Raw genomic sequence first — 24716 nt, 5'->3', positions numbered from 1 at the left:
AATATGATCATGGATATGCGGTGTAAAACAAAGACCCTAGAGTCTTTGTTTTACACCTTTTTTTGAACCATACAACGATTCGAATCCATGAAACGGCAGGTAGAAGCAAGCTGGCCTTATCTCATCCGCGAAGCGGCGGTATGCTACAAGTTGCTGTTTTTGCTCGATACGGCAACGGGAGCAGAACCTTCGACTTCTAGCATCCAATCAAAGGGATCAGAGATCGTCCCCCTCTGGATACCAGATAAAGTATCGTAAAGCCGCTGCGAGAGATCACCTGTCTGGCCCTGATTGATCACGAGCTTTTCATCGCACCAGCTGAGTTCGCCTATTGGGGAAATAACGGCTGCCGTGCCCGTACCGAATGCTTCCTCTAGAAACCCGGCTTTGCCAGCTTCATATAGTTCCTCGATAGAAAGGATTTGCTCGACAACCGGAATGTTCCAATGCTTAAGTAGGTGAATAATGGAATTTCTTGTAATACCATCCAATATACTTCCGTTCAAAGAAGGCGTATAAACAGTTCCTTTGATTTTGAAAAATACGTTCATACTGCCGACTTCTTCGATATATTTTCTGTGGATGCCATCAAGCCATAACACTTGGGAATAACCTTGCTCTTTGGCTATTTCTTGAGCTTTTAGGCCAGCTGCATAATTTCCAGCTGTTTTGGCTTCGCCCACGCCGCCGATTACGGTACGAACATACTCCGATTCGACAAAAATTTTAACCGGATTCACACCCTCAGGGTAATAGGCGCCAACCGGCGACATAATAATCATGAACTGATAATGTGTGGAAGGGGATACACCTAATGCGGGTTGGGTAGCAAATACAAAAGGACGGATATACAGAGAAGTCCCGGCTTCCGTCGGAATCCAATCTTGGTCTACGGCAATCAATTGTTTCAACGCATCAAGAACGAGTGCCTCATCAATTTCAGGAATACTCAAACGCTCGTTGGAACGGTTTAATCTTTGCAGGTTTTTTTGCGGCCTGAATAGAAGTGTTCGTCCATCGTCGGTCAGGTAAGCTTTTAGCCCCTCAAAAATGGTTTGCCCATAATGAAATACTTTGGCCGCAGGGTCTAAGAGAATAGGCTGATAAGGCACAATACGAGGTTGATGCCATCCTTTTTCAATAGCGTAATCCATAATAAACATATGATCAGTAAAATAAGTGCCGAAACCGAGCTGGTCTTCGGGCGGCTTTTCTTTCTTATTTACACTCCGCTCAATTGTTATTTCCAAAGGTTGAACCATTCTAACCATCTCTCCTTAATGTTAGTTGTTGTAATTGAAGTGTACCACTTCGTTTGATATATTCAAAACATCTATTTAATTTGTTATTCATACCTTTTGGGTATGCCGGAGGGCGGAGAACAATTTGGACATGCGGCAGTTAAAATATTTTCTGGCGATCGCCCATGAGGGTCAAATTACACGTGCGGCTAGGCTGCTTAATATGGAGCAGCCGCCACTGAGCCGACAGCTCAAGCTTATGGAAGAGGAGCTTGGAGTGAAGCTGTTTGATCGGAATCGAATGCGCTTGAAGCTCACGGCTGCAGGAGAGCTCCTGATGAAGAAGGCAGAAATGATAATTAATGAACTAGACGAAACGATAAAAGAGGTGAAAGAATTAGAAGGAGGTGTTCGGGGAGTCTTGTCCATCGGCGCGGTTGTATCCTGCATCTCACTCTTACCGAAGCCCATTGAGCTATTCAGGAAAAAGCACCCTCAGGTTACATTTAAAATTTCAGAAGGTGACCATTTTTATTTAGGAGAAATGCTGGAGAAAAGAGAGATTGAGCTTGTTATAGCAAGACTGCCTTTTGAGGCGCAAACAGAGCCCCGGCAATATTCCATTCTGCAGCTGCCATCGGATCCATTTGTGGCCGTAATCCCCAGCTTGTGGACTGGGAATTCAGAAAACCAGAGCATCAGTATGCGAGAATTAGCCAGCTTTCCATTCATAACCTTAAAAACAGATAAAACCACTCGGATGCACGAGCAGGTTGTGAACGAATACAAACGCCATGGATTTGAGCCGAATATTATTTGTGAATGCTCCAGTGTAGCCATTATTATGGCACTTATTGCCCAAGGGATTGGCGTTACAGTGTTTCCTAAATCGGTGATGTCTTCTTTCCCGACAACTGTTGTTAAGATGCTGGATATTCAAGATGCCGACTTTCAATCAGGCGTTGGTATTGTGTGGTTAAAGGATCGGTATATGTCTAAAAGCGCCCAATATTTCATCGACAGCTTTCGAGATGTCCAGTAAAACAGACGGTTTAGAATCCTAATTCGATTTTCATTCCTTATGCCGACATTGTTTGATAAAATAAGATCAAGTATCAATAACGAGAATAAGCAGACATAGCAACGGGTCATCTTGCGGACTATCGCAGATACGGCTAGGTCTGTTAAAACTACATGCATAACCTTAGGAGCGACCTATGAACAATGGACGATTCAATGAACTGATACCATCAGGTGACGAGAAGCTGTGGGATGAACGTGGATATGCGAGCTGTTGGGAGCATTATGCCGATGAGCTGCAATTGTTGGATTGCAAGCTGCAGTGGCTGTACCATAAACGGAAAAAGCGGATGTCTGAGTGGCAGGCTGACCCGTTTAACGGCATGTTCGTCTCGGAAGAGGAATTTATGGGGCTGATTACGCTTGGAAGTGATCCGGCTGATTCCGACCCTGAAGCTGCATGGCTCTTAAGCCAGCTGCAAGCGCGGGAAGAGGCGGTTAAGCGCAGGCTTGCTAGCAGCGAGGCGGCTGGAGTGGTTTTACCACTCCCTTACGTAGCGAAGGTGTTCGGCATGCAGGGCTGGGAGCGGCAATGTGTCATGATCGCCTTGGCGGTAGAATTGGACCGCAAATATGAACGGATATTTGGCTTCTTGATTGATGACCTCACCTGCAAGCACCCGAATATTAGCCTGCTGCTGCAGCTGGCTTGCCGGGATCTCGGGGAAATGAGTGCAGCCCGGGTTTCCCTGTCACCATCTGGGAAGCTGGCGACGTACATGTTCTACAGGGAGGAGAGCGAGACGGCTGTCCGGTCGCAGCTCTCCAAGCTTGTATGGCTGGACCGGCGTATCCTGCGGTTCCTGTTTGATGAGGGAGATATAGAGCCCGGCGGACCGCTCGATCGGGTTGCCCAGCGCACCCGCTTGGATGAGCCGTTGCCTGTGCTGCGGATCGGTACCGAGCTGCAGGGTCGGCTCCAAGCGTTCGTGAGGGAGATGTATGCGCCAGAACGCAAGGTGCGCAGGCGGCTGGCCTTCTACATCTGGGGACCGCCTGGAGGCGGCAAAAAGCTGCAGGTCCAGCACTGCTGCAAAGCCTTTGGCAAGTCGGTGTTGTTCGCTGACGTAGCAGTGATGCTGCTGCAGGATAAGCCGTTCGCTGAGCTGCTGGATGAGGTGCTGCGTGAGGCGATCTTGCACCAGACGGTGCTATGCTTAACGAATGTCGAGGCGCTATTCCCTGACGAGCCAGACCTGCTGGCACGCCAGCGGCTGCAGACGGTGTACCGCGGCCTGAACGGCTACAACGGGCTGCTATTTCTGCTGGCACACAAGCACCAGCGGCTTTCAGCCGAGCTCAAGGATCGGCTGGTGCTTGATATGGAGCTGCCGATTCCAGACGATGAGCAGCGCCGAATCCTATGGGAGAGCTATGCCGAGGAGAGCGGTTTTAGCCACCCGGTGGATTGGGCCGTGTTCGGCGCCAAATTCCGTTTTACAGCCGGGCAGATCAGCCGGGCCTTGACCTTGGCGCATGGCTTCGCCGCCTGGAACGGCTCGGGCGATGCCGAGCGGCAAGTGGCTGCCGCCCTTGACGTGCAGGCTGGTGCCGCCCAGCAAGCAGGTGGTGCCATCCAGCAAGCCGGGGCTGATAAGCAGGCGGGCGCCTCCGTCGAGGCGGCGCTTTACAAAGCCTGCTATATGCAGGTCCAGCACGGCTTAGAGAAGAAAGCGGCGCGCATCCAGCCCAAGTATGCATGGGAGGATATTATTTTGCCTATCGAGCAAAAGGAGCAGCTGCGCCAAGCGTGCAACCAGATGAAATATCGCGCCATGGTCTACGGCCAGTGGGGCTTCGAGCGGAAGCTTGCCTATGGCAAGGGGTTAAGCATGCTATTCGCAGGTCCCCCAGGGACAGGCAAAACCATGTCCGCGCAGGTTGTTGCCAAGGAGCTTCAGCTGGAGCTGTACAAAATTGATTTGTCCCAGGTGATCAGCAAATATATCGGGGAGACCGAGAAGAACCTGCACGAGATTTTTGAGGAAGCCCGCATAAGCAATGCGATCCTATTCTTCGATGAAACGGATGCCTTGTTTGGCAAACGGTCCGAGGTTAAGGACTCACACGATAAATACGCCAATATCGAGACGGCTTATCTGCTACAAAAGATGGAGGAATATGAAGGGATTACGGTGCTGGCAACCAATTTGTTAAACAATATTGACGAAGCCTTTATCCGTAGAATTAGCTATATTATTAAATTCCCCTTCCCCGATGAGGAGCACCGTGAAAAGATATGGCGGTCTATGTTCCCGAAGGAAGCCCCGCTTGGTCCAGATGTAGACTTTAAATACATCGCAACGAAATTCCCAATTGCTGGCGGTAATATTAAAAATATTGCCGTTTCTTCGGCCTTTATGGCGGCAGATGCTGGAAGCTTGATCGGGATGCGACATATTCTACAAGCAGTCAAATATGAGCTTCAGAAAACGGGTAAAATATGGAATAAAGATGATGTTGATATGTATTGAATCTGCGCTTAACCAAGCATTCACCTACAACGGCTGAGGCATGGGCATTTATCCCTATAGATAGGGGTAAATGCCTTTTTTTATCGTCAAAATGGTTCAAATTTAACATTTTAAACGGTAGTCAATACCAATAAATACAACTATAATAGAAAAAGGACATCAGTCGACATATTGCTGACTTATTCGTCCTGTATTCTACAAATAAATGGCGGCAAAAGACGATATATAGAACATTAGGAGTGATAACCGATAGGCGATTATACTGTGATTGCCGATGTTGGAGCCTCTTTGGTCAAGCTGCTTCGGGAACAAATGACTCCTGAGCCGATCCCACAGCCGGAACTGATAGGACTAGCTTCACCTGCGGACAAAGGAGACCTCTACCTTTCGCTGTTTTTATATAACATCATGGAAAGTGGCGACAACCGCCAAACCCATATGATTGCCCGAGGGACAGATGCTATTCAATTCCCGCCGATGACCGTCGACCTGCACTATCTGTTAACAGCGCATTCGACGGCTGAGTTACAATCACGGGTTGTTGATGAGCATCGCATCTTAGGCAGAGCCATGCAGGTGCTTTATGATAACTCAGTGCTTCGCGGTACTACCTTAGTAGGCACATTGGCAGACCAAGGTGAAGAAGTTCGGGTAGTGATGGACACTCTTACCGGTGAAACGATGACCCGGATGTGGAATTTCTCTGACCTTCCATTCCGGCTTTCCATTGGGTATGTAGTGGGTCCGGTACGTATTGATTCCACTAGAATCAAGACTACGAAACGGGTCACGGAACGAGATTTTCGTATTCAAGGGTAGGGGGACCGGATGGAACCATTCAGAATATCTATGTCGAAGACTCGTGTATCACTTGCAGTGTGCCTCTTGGATTCCTTCACGTTAGCTCCTCCGCTTGGTTTACATACGAAGGTCGTGCTAGAAGGATCTTTCTCAAAACCTATTATCAAAGCTCATGGCATGTTCATCTTTACCAATGTAAATGAAGGCGTTTATAAGCTGCATATTTATGCAGAGGAATACTTCGAGGAAGTTGTTGAGATAACCATTGGACCCAAGGACAAGCTAGTCCACGTTTCTTTGCTGCCTCGCCCCTCTTATCCATTCCATGAAAAGGACACCCTGCTTCGTGCCCAGGTTAAAAACAAACACAATCAGCCTTATTCTGGGGCTACATTAATTGCTGCGGTTGTATCCGAAGAAGCATCAAGGGCACGTTTGGCCCAGGATCAAGCCGGGAGCGGAGAAGATCAACTCATGCTCGGCTCTGTGACGGGGAAAATCGGAGTAGGCGACCGGTTCCTGATTCGCAGCCGCAATAAAACGGATGCCGATGAGCTTTGCTGTATTGCTGCTGTACTTGAGCACCAGCGCAGAGTGAAGCTGGAGAAGCCCTTGGCAGGCTCATTTGCCCGCGGTTCCTTGTTATTGCCTGTGGTGCAGTCCAGAACGGACAGCCATGGAGAAGCCGTGCTCGCTTTTGCTAATTGTCGGGCCAAGCAGTTTCTAATTAAGCTTGATGTACAGCATGGCAATCTGTCCCTTTTGAAGGAGGTGAACCTCGCGGAGGGCGGAACGACATTAGCCGGAAGTCTTTGTCTTTGATCCGTTGGCAATATTTCCAAGCAACAACTTCAAAAAGCAACATCTAACTTTGTTAGCAGATCGGATTTATCCATCTTCTATAATCCACAAGCAGAAAGGAGAGAACTGGTTTCATTCTGCAAAGAAAGCATTCCGGTCGATGAAACGGAATCGCGCAGATCGATGAAACCGGGGAATAATGGCTGAGTATTTATCACCGGGAGTCTACGTAGAAGAATTTGATAGTGGCGCACAGCCGCTGGAAGGTGCAAGCACTAGTACAGCAGGCTTCATTGGTTTGGCACAACGGGGGGAAATTGAGGGTGTTCCTCTTTTAATTACCAGCGTAGCTGACTTTCATCGCAATTTCGGTAGCTATTTATCCGAGAACGCATTCGGAGATTACCGCTTTCTGTCTTATGGGGTTGAACATTTCTTTTTAAATGGTGGATCACGTTGTTATGTTATGCGTGTAGCTCCTTCCGATGCGAAGCTTGCATCCAACCAAAACGGAGACAATGCTGAGGCGAAGATATTGAATATCACCTCGAAAAATCCGGGCGCATGGGGCAACCAAATTCGTATTGTAGTCGTTCCATCCAGCAAAGCCAAAACACAAATTTTTGATATTATCGGTGTGCCAGGAGAATCGACTCAATACCGTGTTAAGAATAATGCAGGCTTTAACGTAGGCGACGTAGTTGCTTTCGAGAATGCAGGCGCTAAGCAATACAACCGTGTCGTGTCCTCGCTCGATAATATCATTGCGCTGGAAACGGTTCTTGTTGGAGATGCGGATGTCATTGATGTTAATCTTTTGCCGGCTAAGGTTCTGACCACAACGGAGTTTACTGTTCATGTATTTTATGGGGATGAAGCTGAAACATTCGAAAAAATGTCGTTAAATGTATCGGCTGCGAACCATGTTGAGAAAATTTTGGGACGCTCGAATATTATTAACGTTAAAGACTTAAGCTTAGAAACAGGCGACCTTGGAGTTATTGCTCCATTCGAGGCTTTGTCTGGTGAAACTGAAGAAACAGGCAAATTCTTGATCTCGCTTGCTAATGGTAGCGACGGTTCCATTGCTAATCTGGCTGCTTCCGATTTCATGGGCCAAGACCGTGGTCCTGGCAAAAGAACGGGTATCCAGTCCTTCATCGATAACGACGTTGTCAGCATTATGCTGATCCCAGGCGTAACGGATCCGAATGTCCAATTATCGTTAGTAGCCCATTGCGAAAACCTAGGCAGCCGTTTTGCGATTCTTGACGTTCCACGCGAGAAAACCAAGGTAGCTGATGTGATGACGCACCGCAATATTTTTGATAGCAGCTATGCCGCTATGTACAATCCTTGGCTGCAAGTGTTTGATCCGCTTGATAAGAGAAATATCTACATCCCTCCATCTGGATCGATGGCTGGTATTTACTCGCGCTCGGACCAAACCCGTGGCGTGCAAAAAGCGCCTGCGAATGAAGTGGTTCGCGGAGCGATTGGCCTGGATTGCCAATACAACAAAGGCGAACAGGATATTTTGAATCCGCAAGGCGTGAATTTGATTCGTGCTTTCGCTGGACAAGGTATTCGTGTATGGGGTGCCCGTACAACTTCGTCGAACGGCTTATGGAAATATGTCAACGTAAGAAGGTTATTTATATTCATTGAGGAATCGATTAAGAATGGAACCAGCTGGGTTGTGTTCGAGCCAAATGATGAACAGCTATGGGCTCGCGTGCAACGCACGATTGATGCTTTCTTAACCCGCGTATGGAGAGATGGAGCACTAATGGGAGGCAGCCCCGGTGAAGCATTCTATGTAAACATCGGCCGCTCAACGATGACTCAAGATGATATCGATAATGGTCGTCTGATTTGCATTATTGGGGTTGCGCCTGTGAAACCGGCGGAATTCGTTATCTTCCGGATTACTCAGAAGACGAGAGAAGAATAGGTTCTTCTCTGGAGTTTGAGTAAGGTGAACTTGTCATGAACCATACGAAAGGGGAAAAGTAAATAATGACTGGCGAGCGTAGAGATCCATATAGAAATTTTCGGTTTAGAGTAGAAATTGAAGGTATCCAACAAGCCGGATTTAGTGAGGTATCTGGATTTGATGCATCCTTGGCTGTAATTGAGTACCGTGAAGGCAATGAAACCATCACGGCTCGCAAGTTGCCTGGTTTGGCGAAGTACGGGAATATCACCCTGAAATGGGGGGCTACCGATTCAATGGATATGTACAACTGGGTACAGGAATCTATTGAAGGTAAAATGTCGCGTAAAACAGTTACGATTATTGCAATCGATGAAGAAGGCGGAGATGTAGCCACTTGGCAGGTTATTGAAGCATGGCCTTCCAAATATACAGCTCCTAACTTTAACGGTACAGGCTCTGAAGTAGCTATCGAATTATTAGAATTGGCTCATGAAGGTATGACACGCACGAGTTAACAATTGCAGGGAGGAAACAAGAGGAGGGATGGGGCGTGTATCGCTTTTCCCATCTCTTGTTTTCTTGACTTTGAGATGGTAATGCTTATCTTTTAGGAGGAAAACGCAATGGCATTTAAGACAGAATATGAATTCGAGCTTCCCCGAGGTTATGTGGACGATAGTGGCAATTTGCACAAAAGGGGCATTATGCGGCTTGCGACAGCAGCAGATGAGATTTTACCGATGCGGGATCAAAGGGTTCAACAAAATCCCGGTTATTTAACCATTATTTTGCTAACGCGTGTGATTACGAAGCTAGGCGAGCTAAGGGCCATCGATACTCGGGTTATTGAGAAAATGTTTACTGCCGATTTGGCCTTTATGCAAAACTTTTATCGAGAAATCAATGAAATGGAAGTCCCTAAGGTTCACACCATCTGCCCCAAATGTGAACATGAGTTTGACGTGGATGTGTCTTTTATCGCCGGGATGGAGGAGGCATAGTCGGTTACCCCATTGACAAGATTTACGAGGAGGCCGGGTTTATTGCTTACTATTTCCACTGGCCGCACGATGAAATCATGTTAATGGAGCATCGAGAGCGCCGGAAATGGTGTGAAGAGATATCGAGAATCAACCGTAATATGAATGAGGAAAAGCCAGCTAACAATCCGTTCGATGTGTTCAATAAGAGGTGATTAGCAGATGGATGATTATAGAGGAGTCAGCGCTCCATTCCTTTTTCAGGTCGAATTGGATGGGCTTTATGTGGGTGGCTTTACCGAGGTGGCCGGGCTTCAGTCGGAAACTGAAATGATTGAGTACATGGAAGGTGGCGTGAACGATTTTGTTCATTACTTTCCGAAGCAAAAGAAGCATCCAAGGATCGTTCTCAAACGGGGAATTACACGAACCAGGGATTTATGGGATTGGTACGAGGGTGTCTCAAATGGCAAAATCGTACGCAAGACAGGCACGATCATTTTATACCATACGGATGGCTATGAAATCTGTCGATGGAATTTCCTGGAATCCTTTCCAGTGAAATGGACGGGACCCGAATTGAATGCAACAAGCTCGGGTGTTGCTATTGAATCGATTGAAATCGTACATAGCGGCCTGAAGACAATCTTCAGTAAAAAATAAACGAGTAGGGGGACTGGCATGAAATCCCGGAAATCGCATATTCCCCGTTCGATAGCTCGGAGCTTAGTAGGTTCGACGGTGATGCAACGCAATCGCGTTCATGGCGGCGGGAGCAGATCAGCCCAGGACACTCGACTTTTTGCTGATGGTATTATTGGAAAGTATGGCTTTTGGCGAAGTGATTATGTAGGACGTTTGGCTTTTGTATTTCGTGAGCTCGAAGGCAAGAGAGGTAGAGTCCGTAAGGATGGCTCAGCGCATTGGCAGCAGATGATTGAAAAGCTGCAGGCGCAGCTGGCAGCCTTACAGCACGCAGATGCCAAGCATGTGGTGACGCGCTCGGAAACGATACATCGGCTGGAGCGGTTGATCCATTATTATGGTGGGCTACCCGATGGTCGGCAGCAGCAGGCGCCAACGCGATTGGAGCAGGCTAGAATAGCGGATAAGATCCTGCAGGGCACCCCCTTAGGCCGGGAGCTGGAACGTGTAAGGCAAGGGCAGAGCCGTGATGATGCACCTACAGGCGATATGGTGCATGTAGCCTCAGTGGAGCCAAGCTCCAGGAAAGCCTTGATTGACGATCTAGGTAAGAGTAATGGTAACGCAGGCAACAAAGGCAACGGAAGCGACAAACCGGGGCAGAGTATACAGCAAGAGCTGGCTCTGAAGCAAAAGCCAGGACAAGCACAGGATCCTAAGCAAAACAAGAATCAGGTCCAAGAGCACAAGCAGACACAGAGGCAAATTAAAAAGCAAAAGCAGTGGGAAAAGCAGCAGCAGCTCAAACAGCAGATTGAAGAGCGCGCCGAAGCGCAAGCTAAAAAGTGGTCAGAGGAACAGGCAAAAGAACGAGCTAAAGAACGTATCAAAGAACGTGTCAAAGAACGCGTAAAAGAACGTGCAGAGGCACAAGCCAAAGACCGAGCTGAAAATCAAACTAAAATCTATCAGGCATTTAATAAGCAGCGGCCGGATTTGTTGCATAAAGCAACAGCTTCCCTAGATGAACCAGACCGATTGTCGAATGATGGAATACGATTAAGCAGCCCAAGAGCATCAGGCGTTATACGTTGGGCATCCGATGATAACCAGCCTTATGTGAGTGTATTAGCCAAGCAGCAGCATGAGACAAAAAACAATTCAGGCTTGAATAAAGCCGATTCAGCTACATCGCCTGGTTACTTTATCCAAGCTTTTAGAAAGAATAGCAATGAGTCTGCTTTGATGCCAATAGCTTGGCATCCCCATCCGAATGCTAATCCTAGTTTAAGTAGTTTCGATGGCTTGAGCGAAAATAGACAGCAGCAGTTACCTTTTGTTTACCGCAATAACCAAAGCTCGAATGATCGTCCTACAGCTACAGATGCATCCTTAGTTTCATCCCGTTATTTAAGAAGCAACAAAGTCAATATGGCGGATATCATTCAACGCCAGCATACGTATATGCTCCCACCTAGCTATAAGGTTCAGCAAGCTAGCCCAATAGGACAAGCCAGCGTATACCAGCAAAGCAACTTTGTCTCCGTTCGTAGTGTAAATAAGGTTGATCGATTTAATAACAGCATACAACCTAAAGATGGTTTTTTGAATCATGAACATAATGCAGGGATAGGGGAGCTTAATCAGCCTTTAAGCAGGCAACAGCTACAGCCTTTTCGTAGTACGGTTGTCCAGCAGGCAGTCCCCTCAGCTCGGCTTGAACATACAACTAAGCTTATTCATCAATTATTTGCAACATATAAAGCTCGCCTTGGCCAGCCGGAAATACACAATCAAACGATCAGTGGAAAGCAAGGCACATCTCCAACTTATCGTGAGCTATGGATGAATCGGAGCTCCATAAAGCCTGAAAGCATAAACCGCCAACAGGCTGAGCCTGAGTCTGCGCAGATCACAGACACAGAGTCACAAGGCATGTCTAGTTTAGCTGGTCCAGAACTGTTGGTAAGAGCTCGTTTATCGAATCGTGGTGCCCGCCAGATAGATGAAACTACAGGTGCTCAACAGCTTGGTTACGAGCCCCGGAATATTTCTTGGGGTAAAGGAGTACTGAGCCACTTTTTCAATGATGGCAGAACTTCGATGATGCCGCCGTTAAGCTTGATGCTGCTAAGGACATTTGATCTATCGAACGCATCAAAAATGAGCAATCATGGACTGCTTGGCCCAGCAAGCCATACCAGCCAGAGTCATGGGATGCAAGAACGGGCCGTACTTGCTGGGGAGCGGATGCTTTCTTCTAATCAGCTTGTGCAGCGTTCTGTAGCCCCTGCATTCCAGCTAGGGGAACCAAGAAGTGAAGCTGAGGCAGGAAATTCCCAGAATGGTGGAAGTGCGTCTTGGCTTGATGTAGAGAATGCGGCCTCCTCTGGTCCTGTTTTAAATGTTGTAAGAGGTAACGAGCCAGCAAAGGCTGCTGGTTTCTCGATAGGGCAGCAAGCGATAGAGCATGCAGGATTTTCTGCAGAGCGGATCTTACAGCTTATGAAGCCAGAGCTTCGTTCTTATAGGTCGATGCAAGCTCCTATTGATTTGCAGCCGCTCAATCGGCTATGGCGTGCTGGGGAGGACAAGGCTTTTGCCTTTCGTAAGCAAAGGGATTCAGTGGGATATAGCGCGATAGTTGCAGATCAAACTCTGTCCAATTTTAAGGAATTGCCCGCAGATCTTGTAGATCTGTCGAACACTGCCACGAAGCTGGCAGATAGGCAGCTAGCAGGCGGAAGGATATCTGCAAAACCCAATGGCAATGTCGCGGGCTATCTACAAATGGCGGGAAATATCCGCGAAGGTCAAGAAGCCCGAGAAGTGCAGCAACGCCAGCTACGTAGAAGGCAGCGTGCCTCTCTGGCTTTAGCAACAACATTAGCAAGTGGAGATTTGGAAACGGGCAGGATAGGCTCGCGGATACAAAAAGCAGCAGCAGCTTTACAGCATGTGCAATTGAGGCTGAAATCCCATCCCTCAAGCCGTCCAATCTCTATGGGAAGTAGCCGGCAGGCACATTTCGCACTTCCAATGAATAATAGAGCAAAAGCCCAGTGGGCTATCTATCCCAAAGTAGCAGCAGCTATTGAAACTAACGGACCGCTTATTCTCACATCGATTATACAACGCGTTAAGCTTAATAGGGATTCTTTGAATAGACATGTAGTTACAACAGCTACTGCCAACCTGGTTAACGACTGGGGATCAAGCTTAAGTAATGAGGCGGCGGTACCCGCCCAGAGAGCAAGGAAAAAGGCAGAGTCCAGTTCTAGCGGTTCTCTGGTTGGAGCGGTACCTGAGTTGCAAAGTACGTTGGAGAGTGCTCTCCCAAACAGAGCCAAGTCCGCAAACGTAGCTCAACCATGGATTAAACCATGGATTCCATCAAGCAAAGCACCGACTGATTTACCTCCACTGGAATCAGCGATTGATCATGCTGTAAAGACTGGATTGTGGATCCAGGCTAAAGGATTATCGTGGTTGGAGGCTGGAGGTTCTCAAGCCCATGGTAGAACAGAAACACCAGATGGAGTACTCAACCGGAATAACCCTGAGAATCCAGCCATTACCCATGCGATGTTGGCTAATATTCAGAATAGCACCATGGGGCGTGAAGCACGCTTATCCAAGCGTTTTTCCATTCAAGCAAAGGTGGAAGAAGGCTCTGCATTATCACTTACGCCAGGGTCAGGGGCGTTAAGCCCAGTAACCTCTACAAGTGCACGTTGGGCAAGAGCTGCGGATGCCGAGACATCGGTTGTCCGTGGTAGGGCTGCATCAAACCCAGCTTCGACAATTGCAAGGAGGGCAAGGGTTTTAAGGGCTGCAGCATCAATGCTACGAACGTCAGCAATGCCGAACCCAGATGGCGCGGTAGCTCCGAGGGGAGTATTGAGCACAGCAGATTCTTTGGCGCATGCGTCTTTAAGCCTTTCCGCATTAATGGCTCGAAGAGTCAGCATGAACGCTTCTCCCAAGGTAGACCGAGGCATGGGAACCTCGAAGCTAAAAGCCTCGATCGCTCCAGGGATGCAGCTAAATATCCCTATCCCGATCCCGATGGCGAATGTTTGGAGAAGATCGGTTGTACCTAGCCACCCAATTGGGGCCGGGCAGAACTCCGTTGCATTGAATTCGTCGGTTGGCTTACCTAGTCAGAGGTTGGCAGTTTCGCAGGCTGCAGCTTCGGATAGCCGCAGCTTAAATAAGATGTATCCTGTGGCATCTGGAATTACAAGTATGGGGATCAGCAGGCTTGCTTCACAAGTTGATCAAGGAGCCTTAAGGAAAGAAGCCAGTTTCCCTTGGACAGCCGCAACAATGAATGCAAGTAGAGCATCCTCTCAGGATGAGGTTTTCCATACCCTAATTTCAGCTTCTAAGGCTTTAGGTTTACAAGGTGGTAATTTACAGCGTAAAGCTGCGAATTCATTTATTCATCATCAAGCAACACACCAAGATATCGCATCTCTTCAAGAAGCTCAAACTTATCCGTTTCAGCGATTGCTGGATTCAAAAGCAGGCAGAGATGGGGATAATCTGAATCTTGGAGGAATGGCTGGTCATCGTGGAGAGGCACCTGATCATCATGTAGATATTGTTGCCTTATCTAATGTCATTAGAATGATTTCTAGAAAAGCTATTAACGCCAATATTAAAATACCAGTTTCGTTAATGGATGGGATAAGTCCATTAGCTCTGGCAGTGCAATCCCTGGAGCATAGAAACCCGATAGACAATTTTGGTCGGCAGACAAGCTTAACAGCAAAGCCAGGGTCCAACCTAAATCGAGCAAGAAATGGGCAGACATTAAGTTCAATTACTGGTTTATTAAACCGATCAGCAAGCCAACCAGCAGGCAGACGGGCAAGCCAACCGGCTAGCAGGATAGCAAGCCAGTCAGTTAGTCCAGTAAGCGAATCAGTAAGCAGGTTAGTGAATCAACCAGTAGACACTCGAGCAAGCTGGTCAGCCAATCGACCGGTCAATAGGCCGTTAAGCGAGCTTGCTGGCCCAGTAGCAGCGATAAGCTTTCTATCTCGCCAACTGGCCACTAAGAAGATAACGCCAAAAGTAAATACAAGCATAGCTGCCAGTATTGCTGCTGACCATGCCTTACAGGCGACCCGCCAGGAAGCCAGCTTAGCCAATGCTTGGTTGCAACGCCCGCCTCGGATGGAGCAAACTACAGCAGCTTTTCGTAAGACGAATGTTGGTCAGGCTATAGATACCTTTACCGCAATTGAAAGCCCAGGCAGAAGGCTGGAAGTAAAACATAATGAGCGCAGCATTAATGAGGCTGGTACTATTGAGGGGCTTGCTGCCCAAGTGCAGCAAAGAACAACAAATCCAGAGAGTGAAGAAGCGATACGGCTGGTCAAGCCCTCAGCTTTAACCCAACGAAGCCGGATAACAGCCGCTGCTCCAGCAACGAGGCTCTCACAGCAAGGCTTCAGAGCAGCAAGGGTAAACCAGCTAGCCGCAAACGCAAACGTTCCACAAGCGTTAACGATAGGCAGGGGCTTGTCGCGGGCGGCGGCAGCGCCCATGTCACAAGTGCCCCGGTCTGCGGCCCAGCGAGCAAACGCCAATGGTCAGCCTGCGGCTCAGCGAGCTAGCGCCAATGGCCAGCCTGCGGTCCAGCGAGCCAGCGCCAATGGTCAGCCTGCGGTCCAGCGAGCTAGCGCGAATGGTCAGCCTGCGGTCCAACGAGCTGGTACCAACGCCCGGTCTGCACTTCAGCGCACAGCGGCGCGGATGGTAAGCGGGGATGAACGGCTGGCGGTCGTCAGTCCGGGCCTTTTGCAAAGGCGGTCGGGCGCGCAGCCAGATGGTTCATATGCTGCAATTGCAACTGCGTCTACAAATGCAACGACAACAACACAAGCGCCGGTTTCATTGCGTTACAGCGATCTGGCAGGGGCTTCAGCAAATCAGGAGCGGAACATATTCGCCAAGCCGGCTTCAAGCCCGGTTGATACGGCTGATATATTTGCTTACTCGCCACGTACGCCAGTCGCTCCCGGTATGCCCAGTACACAGCTTGAGCATAAACAGCCAGAGCCTAAAACGGGCTATCCCGCTTCAGTTTCATCTCCAAGCCTGGAGCTGCTGAAGCCACAAAGGCAGGCTGAGCCCGAAGCAGCACAGGCAATTACACAGCCCGTCGAGCCAGCTGAATTAACCGAGGAGCAAATTAACGAGCTTGTTAAGCAGCTTCCTCAGCTGGATGTGAACCAAATTGTAGACAAGGTGACACGGGAGCTGGAAAGACGTATGCGCTTCGAGCGGCAGCGTCGGGGAATGTAATGCTAGCCGGCAGCGACGCCAAAAAGTGGGTTCTGGAATTCAGTGACCGTTAAAAACGAGCCAAGTTACAGCAGCATAGGAAAGGGGATGTGAACGAATGGCACTCAAGAAAGCGAAAATTATTGCCTACAAAAAAAAGGGCGAAGAAACCATCGAGGTGCTATTCAATCCTAATGAATATGCGCTGGATACTTCAAACAATTACACCTTTAAAAAGGTGCCGAACATGGGGATGCCCATGGGCCAATTCGTTAACGGCGGAACTACTTCATTATCAATGGATCTCTTTTTTGATACGTATGAAAAAGGTACGGATGTTCGTGATTTGACCAAACAAATCGCCCAACTGCTTGATATCGATGTGGGACACCCGCCATTTGTCCGCTTTGTGTGGGGCTCCATAGATTTTAAGGGCGTGCTGGAAAAGGTAAGCCAAAAGTTTACGATGTTCCTTGACTCAGGCATACCCGTTCGTGCAACGCTGAAGGTGACCTTTAAATCCAATACGACCCAAAAAGAACAGGCAGCAACGGTGCCACCGGAAGCGGCAGGCCAAACCAAGCAAAAGATGGTGAAAGAGGGAGACCAGCTATGGATGACTGCGTATGCTGAGTACCAGGATCCTAAACAGTGGCGGGGGATTGCCGATGCCAATGGAATTGACAATCCGCGGAAATTAAAGGCGGGACGCAGAATTACCGTTCCTAAGCGGAGGTGATAACGATTGGCAGAGCTAAAGCTTGATAGCGGTCAGTTTACAGCTTCTGAATTAGGAAAGAGATATAACGATTTTTTTGCACCTGCCTTTGAAATCCTGGTCAACGGCAGCAAACTGGCCAGTGAAATCATGATAACGAATATTCGGGTAGAAAGTAGCTTGGAAGGTACAGCGGACTCGTTCTTATTTCATGTAACGAACGCTTTTGATATAAATACGAATGACTTTTTATGGATAAATGACGTTTTTGTGCTAGGTAAGGCGGTTGAAATCAAGCTAGGGTATGAGACTGAGCTCATTTCGGTATTTCAGGGATATATCACTTCGGTGACGGTGGAGTTTTCGGGTGATGAAGCGCCAGGTCTCCTTATTCGCGGCTTGGACATGTCCTACCTTATGATGAAGGGCTCCAAATCGAAATCATGGTCCAAAAAAAAATATAGTGATATCGTCAAAGATATCGCAGGTACCTATGGCATGAAAACGAAAATCGATGATACGACCACACTGTACAGCACGGTGTCACAAAATCAGGTCGATGATTATCATTTTATTCAATATTTGGCTGAGCTGGTCCATTATGATTTTTTCGTTGTTGGTAAAACCGTATACTTCCGCAAGCCTCTGACCGAAATGACGCCCGTTGTCGATTTGCAATATGGCTCCATGCTGCGTTCACTTTCGATCGATATGAATATTGCCGACCAGATTACGGAAGTGACCGTTCGTGGTTGGGATAACAAGGAGCTCAAGGTAGTTGAGGCGTCAGCTACAACGGTGACGAAGCTTGGCTCCAATTCGAAGACAGGCAAAGATATTTTGAAGGCACAGGGTACTTACAAGGAACATGTGTATACCAACATTGATTCACAGGAAGAAGCCAAGACACATGCGGAAGCCGTCTTGAATAAACGGTCTATGAAGCTGATTAGCGGGCAAGGCGAGTGTGTAGGCATTCCGGAAATTCGGGCAGGGCGCTACCTCAAGCTGAGTGGGATCGGCGAGAAGCTAAGCCAGCCTTACTATATCATGGCAACCGCGCATCTGCTTAATGAGAACGGCTACGTAACACGATTTCAATTAGGGGGGAATGCGGTTTGATGAATATTCCGGAGTTTTCGTTCCGCGGTACGTCCGAGCCTGTATTTCCAAAGATCAATGGCGTGATGGTGGCCATCGTTACGAACAATAATGACCCCGACGGCCTGGCGAGGGTGAAGCTACAGCTGCCTTTGCGTGAGGCGGAGACCGAAACCGACTGGGTACGTATCGCCACTTTAATGGCTGGCAAGGATCGGGGCAGCTTATTCATACCGGAAGTTGGCGATGAGGTGCTGGTTGCGTTCCATTTGGGTGAAATCCGCCAGCCTTTTGTTATCGGGGTGCTGTGGAGCACCAAGCAGCCTTCACCGAAAGCGAATGATAAGAATGATATTCGCCAGTTAAAATCAAGAGCCGGGCACGAGCTAACCTTTGATGATAACGACAGTGAAGGCAAAGTGACCATTAAAACGAAAAAGGGCCAGACGATTCAATTTTCCGATAAAGACGATACGATTGATATCAAGGAACAAAGCGGTAATAACGCGATCCAGATCAAAGGCGGCTCTGCTAACGAGATTTCCATCAAAAGTAGCTCATCAACCATCACGATGAATGCCAAAGGAGATATTAAAATCGAGAGCACTAAAGCCATAACGGTTAAGTCCACCCAGATTAAGATTGAGGCCTCGGCTACGATGGAGATAAAAGCAGGAGCTTCGCTTGACCTCAAGTCAGATGGGATCATTAATATTAAAGGAAGTTTAGTCAAGATTAATTAATTGTAGGGTCGTTCCTAGCGGGAGCATGTCAAGGAGGCGAGTGTGAATGAGCGAAGATTTTCTCGGACGCGGCTGGAAATTTCCCATTCAGGTGGACAAGGCCACCGGTCGAATTATGATGTCGGAATATGAGGGGGATATCATCGAAGCGATCCGCATTATTCTCGGGACTTCTTTGGGCGAACGCACGATGCGGCCTGACTTTGGCTGTGATGTACAGCGCTTTGTATTTGGTGAGACGGATGCTACGACGCTTATGATGCTCGGAAGCAACGTCAAAGAGGCGATCCAAATCTGGGAGCCACGTGTGCATGAGGTTGAGGTGCAAGCTCTTGTAGACAGCCAGGAAAACGGTAAAGTCAATATTCGTATCCAATACATGGTACGTTCAACTAACAATTTGTTTAACCAGGTTTATCCTTTCTATATTCACGAAGGCTCGAAGTAAAAGCGAATGAAAAGGGTTGAACATCGACCATGACAAAGCGGACAGAGAGGGGGTGGATGCATGCAGCCTCCCAAAATTGATACGCGTGATAAACAAGATCTAATCGAACAGATGAAAACAATGGCTCCTTACTATACGCCAGAATGGCGGTTTTCGCCGGAGGATCCCGATCCCGGAAGTGCGTTGTTTCTGTTGTTTGCTGATATGTTTCATGGCAATATAAAGCGGCTAAACCGGGTGCCTGTTAAAAATCTGGTTGCTTTTATGAACCTGTTCGATGTGACGCTGCTGCCAGCGCGTCCGGCAAGTGCTTATGTGACGTTCCGCTTGAATGCGGGAATGCGGGAGCCCGTGCTGATTCCAGTCGGTACCCAAGTGGCAGCGCAAGGAGAACAAGAAGATATTTTGTTTGAAACCGAGCGAACCCTATTGCTGACACCTGCCATGTTTACTGCCGCTTTTTTGACCAGCAAGAAGCATGATAGCATTATTCAGATTCCGGAATCTTTTATTACTGCCTCAAGAGAGGGGCTTTCTGCGCCAACCCCCTTATTTCAACTGCAGGACGGGGTGGACCTGCAGGAGCATGTGCTTTACCTGGAGCACAGCCATTTGTTCCTGCTGCGGGAAACAGCGCGCATTGAAATCGCTATAGGGCATTCGAGAAAGCCTCACGAGGAGCCGGAGATTTGTCAGCTTTTAGCGAATCCCTTATTGGCTGAATGGCGATATGCAACGGCTGATGGCTGGGTGCCCTTTGACAAGGTGGAGGCGATTGGCAATCGTGTAGTTTTACATAAAATGCAGCTTGGCGAGATTGCTGAACAGCAATTATCCGAGTGGAGCGGGCGCTTTATTCAATGCCGGATGAAAAGGACGGCGGCTCCTATGCTTTCACTCGCCGACCAAGGTCTGGAGCTGGATCGCATCCAGGTGAAGACCGATTATGTCGATAACCTGAATCGTGGGGGAATCTCACCGGATATTATGTTTTATAATGATGTTCAAGCGGATGCTACCGGCTTTTACCCCTTCGGGGACCAGTTTATTCCCTATGGAACGTTTTATGTATCAAGCAAGGAAGCCTTGAGCAAACGTGACGGGCTGATCACGCTGTCGTTTGCGTTGAAGGTGATCGTGAATCGCTTTCAAACCGAGCAAGGGCAGGTCGTGGACTGGAAGCCGATCATGAAAAAATCCACCTTTGAGAGGCCGAACCCACCGATCGTAGCGGTGGCCAAGGTCATCTGGGAATATTGGAATGGCATTTCATGGGTGCGCCTAGAGGCTGGACGAGATGCGGAACGGTTATTTTATCGCCCAGGCGAAGAGCTGCTAAACCATCAGGTGAAATTCCGGTGCCCCATGGACCTGGAGGAATCGTACGTTAACTCCCACTTGAACTATTGGGTACGGGCAAGAATTATTCAGATTGATAATTTATATTCCGTACTGCCGCTTTACCATTCTCCTTGGCTGGAGAACGTATCCTTGACTTATGAGTACCCTGAGGAGCGGATGTACCAGTTGCACCGCTGCTTATCCTTGAACCATACAGAAATCTTGGACCAAACCCGGCAAAGCCGCGGGCAAGCTGAGCTGTTCCAGCCTTTTTTTCATATGGAGGTGGAGCATCCGTCACTTTATGTAGCCTTGGATCTGCCGCCTGTCAAAGGACCACTCTCCGTGTTCGTATCTGTACAGCCGCAAAGGCTTACCGAGCGGGATATTCCGCTTTTGGAGTGGGAGTATTGGCAGAATGGCTTCCTCGGAGAAGGGCCCAGATGGGCGCCTCTTAAGGTGATTGATGATACCAATGGACTGACCAGGAACGGAACTGTGCAGTTTGCCGGCCCGGCGGATTTTCAGAGGAAGGTTTGGTTTGGCCAAGACGGCTATTGGCTGCGAGTCGTGAACAGGGATGATAAGTATGATGACCATTCAGGCACCACGGCTTTTCCTATCGTCAATGGTTTGTACCTGAATACGATAAAAGCGATGCAGCAGGAATCGGTCACCAACGAATACCCGGATCCGCGTGTAGGGGATATTGCTTCTGAATTCCAGCTAAGCCGTACCCCCGTCGTTTCCGAAACGGTATGGGTGGATGAAACAGGGAAGATGGCGGAGGAAGAGGTACGCCGGCATATGGAGCAGGGAACGCTGGAGCTGGATGTGATCCGCGATACGGATGGTTACATCTACCGGCTCTGGGTGAAATGGCATCCGATCGCCCATTTAAGCGATTCCGGCAGTGAGGACCGCCACTACACGATTGACCGAACCTATGGGCGCATCCGTTTTGGGGATGGCATCCATGGCATGGTTCCGCCGCAAGGCGGCGTGGAGCAGATCAAGGTCAACTACACCGTCACGCGTGGCAAGGCGGGCAACGTGGGGGCAGGGCAAATTGCCAGCCTGCAAAATTCGATTGCCTTTGTTGGAGGCGCGATGAATCCTGAAGCCGCATCTGGAGGCTGCGACGCAGAGAGCGAGGAATCGGCAATGCGCCGAGGACCGCAGCAGCTGAAGCACCGTGGCCGTGCCGTTACGGCGAAAGACTTCGAATGGCTGGCACGTGAGGCTTATCCGAACATTGCCAGGGTTAAATGCCTGGCCAACTATAATGCCTTGGTTGAGCCAGATATTGGTTGTATCACTTTGGTTATTCTTCCCCAGGAAGGGGTAGGCGGCCTTGCTGCTTTCCCTGAATTGAAACGGCAGGTTGAACGCTACGTGCTGCAGCGTGCTTCGAATCTAGTAGCTCTGCCCAATCGGATTCAGGTGATCCAGCCTGCTTTTCTGGAAATATCGGTGACTGCTTATGTCGCTGTTCAAGGGATTGAGGCGATTGTGCCAACAGAGCTTGAAGCGATTGCCAAGCTTCAGCGATTTCTGGATCCACTTTCTGGCAACTATGATGGTAAGGGCTGGGAGATTGGCCAGGATATCCACCAATCGATGTTTTACGCTTTATTAAAATCGATCCATTCAATTAACCATGTGGAGAAGCTTTATATGGCCGTATACAAGCTGGAGGATAATGTCCGCACCGAGCTGAATGTAAATAGCCTCCCGTCGCTGCTGCATGGTATCATAATTAGTGGAACCCATAGGGTCGTTGTTAATGCGATTTAAATAGGTAATTAAAAAGATAGTTTATAATAGTAATTAAAAGGATAGGAGGTGTAACGATTGCTGCCCATCCCTAATTTGGATGACCGTTATTTTGACCAGATTGTTGAGGAAGCCCGTAGGGCGATCCCTAAGCTATTTCCGCAGTGGACAGATGAAAACGCGCATGATCCCGGTATTACCTTAGTTGAATTGATGTCCTGGATGACGGAAGTTCAGCAATATTATTTAAACCGAATTACCGAAAAAAATGAACGGAAGTTTCTAAAGCTGCTCGGTATCCATCTGCGGGAGTCTACTCCGGCAACAGCCCAGCTTACCTTTACAGGCTTGCAAGAGCAGCATGTGCTGCCCAAAGGGACAAAGCTGATGGCGATCGACCAAATGTTCGAAACAAGCCATACCTTGCAGATCGTACCGTCTACCTTGGATAAAATCATCGTGCGGACCGATGTGGCAGCAAGTGACTACACCTCCTCCAACCAGCATGACAGTGTAGCTTATTACGCTTTCGGACCGGAAGCCAAAAGCGGCAGCAAGCTGTATTTAGGCTTTGATCGGGAGCTTCCACAGGATGTCCTGATCACGATTTCCTTTAAACTGTTTGACGGATATCCCGTGCCTGTTGGCAAAGCGGCGGATGGAACAGCGGAGCTCATCTCCTCAGGGGATGTATCTTGGAAATATGTAGGCTCTGAGGATGGTGAGGGCTGGCTGCCAGTCGAGCTCGTCCATGATGCTACGGTGCAACTGTCACAATCAGGACAATTGGTATTCCGGCTTCATACACCGATGCGGCCGATGCTGGTCCATCCGGCGAATGATAAGCGGCGTTATTGGCTGTGCTGTACCTTGGAGCGCGAAGGGTATGAGCTATCGCCCAAGCTTGAGCAGGTGCACATCAACGCAGTGACAGCGGTCCAGCAGACTACTTGGAGTGAGGTTATTCATTTTAACAGTACGGGCGAGGCAGGAATTGTATGCAGCAGGGTGGCTCATTTGCCGTACTATGGGCTGAACATTGTACAAGTACGTGAGCCAGGTGGTGATTGGCGGGATTGGCAGGCCGTAACGGATTTGGGGCGTTGCGGTCCTGAGGATTCCAGCTACGCGCTGGTAAGGGATCCTGTAAGCAAGGTGACCGAAATACGATTCGGTGATGGTGTGAACGGGAATATCCCCCCCGAGGGCAAACGTACAATTCGGCTTATTTCCTACGTACCGGATTTTGAGCTGGATCGCTGGATTGGCAAAAGCAGCGGCTTGCCCCAGCAGGAATTTGAGGTACAACAGGCGCAGGGTTGTTTGACCGCTTCGCTATTGTTACAGGTAGGTCGGAGGGAACCCGGCAAACCCGGCTTTTTGTGGGAGGACTGGTCGAGGGTTGAGGACTTTGACAACTCCGGCTCTGAGGACCGGCATTATATGTGGGATGAAGCCGAGAATATGTTCTGCTTTGGCAACAACGAGGCAGGCTGGATCCCCCATGCGTCGGAGCAAGACAACTTGCGGATCATTTCCTTGAAAACTGGCGGAGGCCAGCGCGGCAATGTGAAGAACGGCATGATCTCTGAGCTCGCTACAGAGGACCCGGAGCTGCTGGACTTGCGTGTGACGAATCCGGTTCCTGCTTCAGGCGGGGCGGAGGCTGAGTCGCTGGAGGAAGCCAAGCATCGGGTGCGCCGCGATCTTCATACTCCTTACCGTGCGGTTACAGGGGAGGATTATGAGATGATCGCGCGTGCCACACCGGGACTTCGTGTTGCGAGGGTTAAGGCGATACCGTTATATAAACCGGGTATGGTCGAGGAGCAGCAGGCCAAGGAAGCTGCCCAGATGACAGTTGTTGTCGTCCCCTATAGTGAAGCCGCCCAGCCCAAAGCAAGCGAAGGCTTCCTGCGAACCGTGCATAAGCATCTCGATTTGCATCGCTTGCTGACTACAGAGCTTCACGTAATTCCGGCCGCCTATATTAAAATTACGGTGCATGCCGTAGTCGTTATGGAGCCACAGATGAAGGATGAGTCGAGGCTTATTCTTCATCAGTTATATGGCCTGCTTCAGCCGCTCGACCGTTCGGACGGTTCAAAGGGCTGGACGTTTGGGCGGGCTGTGTACAAAGGCGACATTTATGGAGTGATAAGCCGGCTAAAGGGTGTTGTTTACGTTCAGGATCTATGGATAGATTACGAGGGTGCGGGTGCACGAAAAAATGCAAGCGGAGATATTCTTATTCCTCCCTATGGGTTGGTTACCTCCGGCGAGCACCAGGTCGAGCTTGTCAGTAAAACCGATGTCTAGATAGTGTCGAAG

Annotated in this window: 17 protein-coding genes; 16 read left to right on the top strand and 1 reads right to left on the bottom strand. The window is 48.9% G+C overall.

Translation table 11 applies throughout. From position 1 onward, the window contains the following. Positions 1-143: 143 nt before the first annotated feature. Positions 144-1262 carry a branched-chain amino acid aminotransferase gene (locus tag G9U52_RS21555; protein WP_166152719.1) on the bottom strand — a complete coding sequence of 373 codons (1119 nt, stop codon included), beginning with the start codon at positions 1260-1262 and terminating at the stop codon, positions 144-146. A gap of 124 nt (positions 1263-1386) precedes the next feature. Here G9U52_RS21555 and G9U52_RS21550 point away from each other — a divergent pair, with 124 nt between their 5' ends. The 16 genes from G9U52_RS21550 (at position 1387) to G9U52_RS21475 (ending at position 24704) form a co-directional block, all read left to right on the top strand. Next, positions 1387-2283 carry a LysR family transcriptional regulator gene (locus G9U52_RS21550; protein ID WP_166152718.1) on the top strand — a complete coding sequence of 299 codons (897 nt, stop codon included), beginning with the start codon at positions 1387-1389 and terminating at the stop codon, positions 2281-2283. A gap of 175 nt (positions 2284-2458) precedes the next feature. Next, positions 2459-4795, top strand: coding sequence for an ATP-binding protein (locus tag G9U52_RS21545; protein ID WP_243767482.1), 2337 nt, complete (start codon positions 2459-2461; stop codon positions 4793-4795). A 264-nt stretch (positions 4796-5059) separates the two neighbouring features. Beyond that, a complete protein-coding gene (locus G9U52_RS21540) occupies positions 5060-5614 on the top strand; it encodes a Pvc16 family protein (RefSeq protein WP_311764903.1) in 555 nt (184 codons plus the stop codon). Positions 5615-5623: 9 nt separating this feature from the next. Beyond that, positions 5624-6418, top strand: coding sequence for a hypothetical protein (locus G9U52_RS21535; RefSeq protein WP_166152717.1), 795 nt, complete (start codon positions 5624-5626; stop codon positions 6416-6418). 178 nt (positions 6419-6596) lie between these two features. After that, on the top strand, positions 6597-8351 hold the full coding sequence (locus G9U52_RS21530; protein WP_166152716.1) for a phage tail sheath subtilisin-like domain-containing protein: 1755 nt from the start codon (positions 6597-6599) through the stop codon (positions 8349-8351). Between the two features lie 65 nt (positions 8352-8416). Further along, complete coding sequence (locus tag G9U52_RS21525; RefSeq protein ID WP_166152715.1) at positions 8417-8851, top strand: phage tail protein; 435 nt, start codon at positions 8417-8419, stop codon at positions 8849-8851. A 108-nt stretch (positions 8852-8959) separates the two neighbouring features. Next, positions 8960-9337, top strand: coding sequence for a phage tail assembly protein (locus G9U52_RS21520; RefSeq protein ID WP_166152714.1), 378 nt, complete (start codon positions 8960-8962; stop codon positions 9335-9337). Then, positions 9334-9531 carry a DUF6760 family protein gene (locus G9U52_RS41430; protein WP_166152881.1) on the top strand — a complete coding sequence of 66 codons (198 nt, stop codon included), beginning with the start codon at positions 9334-9336 and terminating at the stop codon, positions 9529-9531. The genes G9U52_RS21520 and G9U52_RS41430 overlap by 4 nt, the downstream gene beginning before the upstream one ends. 7 nt (positions 9532-9538) lie before the next feature. Further along, complete coding sequence (locus G9U52_RS21510) at positions 9539-9979, top strand: phage tail protein (RefSeq protein ID WP_166152713.1); 441 nt, start codon at positions 9539-9541, stop codon at positions 9977-9979. Positions 9980-9997: 18 nt separating this feature from the next. Then, the gene (locus tag G9U52_RS21505; RefSeq protein WP_166152712.1) at positions 9998-16279 is read left to right on the top strand and encodes a hypothetical protein; all 6282 of its coding nucleotides are present in this window, start codon (positions 9998-10000) and stop codon (positions 16277-16279) included. 97 nt (positions 16280-16376) lie between these two features. After that, a complete protein-coding gene (locus tag G9U52_RS21500) occupies positions 16377-16997 on the top strand; it encodes a CIS tube protein (RefSeq protein WP_166152711.1) in 621 nt (206 codons plus the stop codon). A gap of 6 nt (positions 16998-17003) precedes the next feature. Next, the gene (locus G9U52_RS21495; RefSeq protein WP_166152710.1) at positions 17004-18098 is read left to right on the top strand and encodes a phage late control D family protein; all 1095 of its coding nucleotides are present in this window, start codon (positions 17004-17006) and stop codon (positions 18096-18098) included. Next, the gene (locus tag G9U52_RS21490) at positions 18098-18820 is read left to right on the top strand and encodes a phage baseplate assembly protein V (protein WP_166152880.1); all 723 of its coding nucleotides are present in this window, start codon (positions 18098-18100) and stop codon (positions 18818-18820) included. The genes G9U52_RS21495 and G9U52_RS21490 overlap by 1 nt, the downstream gene beginning before the upstream one ends. Positions 18821-18866: 46 nt before the next feature. Next, entirely contained in the window at positions 18867-19268 is a 402-nt protein-coding gene (locus G9U52_RS21485; RefSeq protein ID WP_166152709.1) for a gp25 family contractile injection system sheath assembly initiator, read from the top strand. Positions 19269-19328: 60 nt separating this feature from the next. Beyond that, positions 19329-22406 (top strand): putative baseplate assembly protein, encoded by a 3078-nt coding sequence (locus G9U52_RS21480; protein ID WP_166152708.1) that lies wholly within the window; start codon positions 19329-19331, stop codon positions 22404-22406. Positions 22407-22463: 57 nt separating this feature from the next. Then, positions 22464-24704, top strand: coding sequence for a putative baseplate assembly protein (locus G9U52_RS21475; protein ID WP_166152707.1), 2241 nt, complete (start codon positions 22464-22466; stop codon positions 24702-24704). Positions 24705-24716: the final 12 nt, after the last annotated feature.

It is taken from the genome of Paenibacillus agricola (assembly GCF_011440305.1).
Taxonomy (GTDB): Bacteria; Bacillota; Bacilli; order Paenibacillales; family NBRC-103111; genus Paenibacillus_S; species Paenibacillus_S agricola.
The sequence above is the reverse complement of the archived record's forward strand: the minus strand, read 5'-3'. Positions and strand labels throughout refer to the sequence as shown.

Bases quoted from the DNA above. Each gene is read 5' to 3' on its own strand.
- G9U52_RS21555 (WP_166152719.1), bottom strand. From the start codon at position 1,262: ATGGTTCAACCTTTGGAAATAACAATTGAGCGGAGTGTAAATAAGAAA.
- G9U52_RS21530 (WP_166152716.1), top strand. From the start codon at position 6,597: ATGGCTGAGTATTTATCACCGGGAGTCTACGTAGAAGAATTTGATAGT.
- G9U52_RS21500 (WP_166152711.1), top strand. From the start codon at position 16,377: ATGGCACTCAAGAAAGCGAAAATTATTGCCTACAAAAAAAAGGGCGAA.
- G9U52_RS21490 (WP_166152880.1), top strand. From the start codon at position 18,098: ATGAATATTCCGGAGTTTTCGTTCCGCGGTACGTCCGAGCCTGTATTT.
- G9U52_RS21535 (WP_166152717.1), top strand. From the start codon at position 5,624: ATGGAACCATTCAGAATATCTATGTCGAAGACTCGTGTATCACTTGCA.
- G9U52_RS21505 (WP_166152712.1), top strand. From the start codon at position 9,998: ATGAAATCCCGGAAATCGCATATTCCCCGTTCGATAGCTCGGAGCTTA.
- G9U52_RS21545 (WP_243767482.1), top strand. From the start codon at position 2,459: ATGAACAATGGACGATTCAATGAACTGATACCATCAGGTGACGAGAAG.
- G9U52_RS21480 (WP_166152708.1), top strand. From the start codon at position 19,329: ATGCAGCCTCCCAAAATTGATACGCGTGATAAACAAGATCTAATCGAA.
- G9U52_RS21520 (WP_166152714.1), top strand. From the start codon at position 8,960: ATGGCATTTAAGACAGAATATGAATTCGAGCTTCCCCGAGGTTATGTG.
- G9U52_RS21510 (WP_166152713.1), top strand. From the start codon at position 9,539: ATGGATGATTATAGAGGAGTCAGCGCTCCATTCCTTTTTCAGGTCGAA.
- G9U52_RS21525 (WP_166152715.1), top strand. From the start codon at position 8,417: ATGACTGGCGAGCGTAGAGATCCATATAGAAATTTTCGGTTTAGAGTA.
- G9U52_RS21485 (WP_166152709.1), top strand. From the start codon at position 18,867: ATGAGCGAAGATTTTCTCGGACGCGGCTGGAAATTTCCCATTCAGGTG.